Source organism: Roseateles sp. P5_E11, from assembly GCF_054049355.1.
The window spans coordinates 1-1907 of record NZ_JBFUMO010000826.1 but is presented as its reverse complement, the minus strand read 5'-3'; the positions used below and the strand labels follow the sequence as shown (position 1 = coordinate 1907).

General features: G+C 62.1%; 1 protein-coding gene. It reads left to right on the top strand.

The features are described from left to right. Nucleotides 1-46: 46 nt before the first annotated feature. Nucleotides 47-1907: TonB-dependent receptor domain-containing protein (locus tag ACXJKR_RS31090; RefSeq protein ID WP_457326137.1), on the top strand; the 1861-nt coding region annotated here is incomplete at its 3' end.

The following is a 1907-nucleotide window of genomic DNA, read 5'->3' as shown; positions in this document are numbered from 1 at the left end:
GCTCGTTGAAGCCCGCGCGCTTGGCGCACCCACTAGGAGTCTAGGAATGAAGAGCAGACTATTCTGCAAGACCGCCACCGCCCTGGCAGTTTCCGTGCTGGCCACCGGCACGGTGTACGCGCAGCAAGCGCCGGTGGATCAAGCCAAGGAAGAGGCCGCACCGCGCGCCAAGGACGATGCCGTCCGCCTGGGCACGATCACGGTCATTGGTTCCGGTGCCAAGCTGGCCGGTGGCAATATGATCAATGACGACTCCGTGAAGGGCCGCAGCACGATCACCAAGGCCGCGATGGAAAAGGAAATCGCCACCGGAAACGTGCTGCAGAGCATTGCGCAGCTGCCCGGCGTGAACACCTACAACTACGACGCGACCGGCCTAAACGGCGGCGACGTGAGCATCCGCGGCTTCGGCTCCGATCAGATCGGCTTCACGGTGAACGGCGTGCCGGTCAACGATTCGGGCGGCTATGCTTTCTACGCCCAGGAAATGATCGACAAGGAGAACCTCTGTACCGCTTCGGTGGCCCAGGGCTCTCCCGAGCTGGAATCGCCCCACAGCGGCGCCACCGGCGGCAGCGTGAGCATGATCACCTGCGACCCGAATGACACGAGCCGCCTCCGCTTCTCGCAGACGTTCGGCGGCCTGAACCTGTTCCGCTCCTTCCTGCGTGTCGACACGGGTCGTTTCCTGGACAACAGGGCCAAGGTCTTCCTGAGCTATTCGCATGCCGAAGCCGACAAGTGGAAGGGTGTCGGCAAGCTCAAGAAGGACCATGTCGACGCCGGCTTCACGCTCGACCTGAACGAGGACAACCACATCCTGGGCTCGATCCTGTACAACCGTTTGTACAACCAGAACATCTTCTCGGTCAGCCTGTGCCAAGCTCAGCTCGTTCCGCTCTCCAGCTGCGCCGCCTCCTTTGCCTCTGGCTCTGATGCCAATGGCACGCCCTATGGCTACAACTATGACTACGGCGCGAACTTCAAGGCGCTGAAGACACCGGTGGGCGGCACGGCCCAGACCGACGTCACCCAGTCGCCGGTCTACTACGGCATGGCGCTGAACCCGTTCAAGAACGTGATTGCGTCGGTGTCGGGTTCCTTCAAGGTCGCCCAGGACACTTATTTGAAGGTCCAGCCCTACATGTGGTACGGCTTTGGCAACGGCGGCTGGTCGCAAGTCATCCTTGACGAAACCGGTACCGCTGCCAAGACCGGTAGCTCGGGGACTAGCCTGATTGGCGGCGCCATTGACATCAATGGCGATGGCGACAAGCTGGACAAGGTTGCCGTGGGCCGCGCCAGCGTGACCAAGACCATGCGTCCCGGCATCACCGGCGAACTCAGCACCACGCTGGACAGYCACTACCTGAAGCTGGGCCTGTGGTATGAGCGTGCCCAGCACCGCCAGACCCAGCCGGGCGTCCGCATCAATGCCGACGGCACGCCGGCGGACCCCTGGCTGCAGGACGGCTGCATCAAGCGCACTGACGGCACCTGCTACGAAGGTCGCGACAGCAAGACGATCAGCACCGCCTACCAGATCTACCTGAACGACCAGATCACGCTGTTGAACGACCGCGCCTTCATTTCGCTGGGCCTGCGCCTGCCGCATGTGACGCGTGACGTGACCAACTACGCTAGCGAGACCCCGGTCCCGACCTACACGCTGGTCAATGGCGTCTATACCAAGGGCGCCAACGTCTACCAAGACTTCAACATTACGCGTTCGTTCCGCAAGGCGCTGCCGCAAATCGGTGCCCGCTTCAACCTGGACAGCAAACAGCATGTCTTCCTGAATGCCGCGAAGAACTTCCGCGCACCACCGAACTATGCCTATCAGGTCAGCTCCAGCGGCGTCTATGTAGCATCCGTCAACGGCGGCCCGGTCCAGCCCTTTGTAGAGG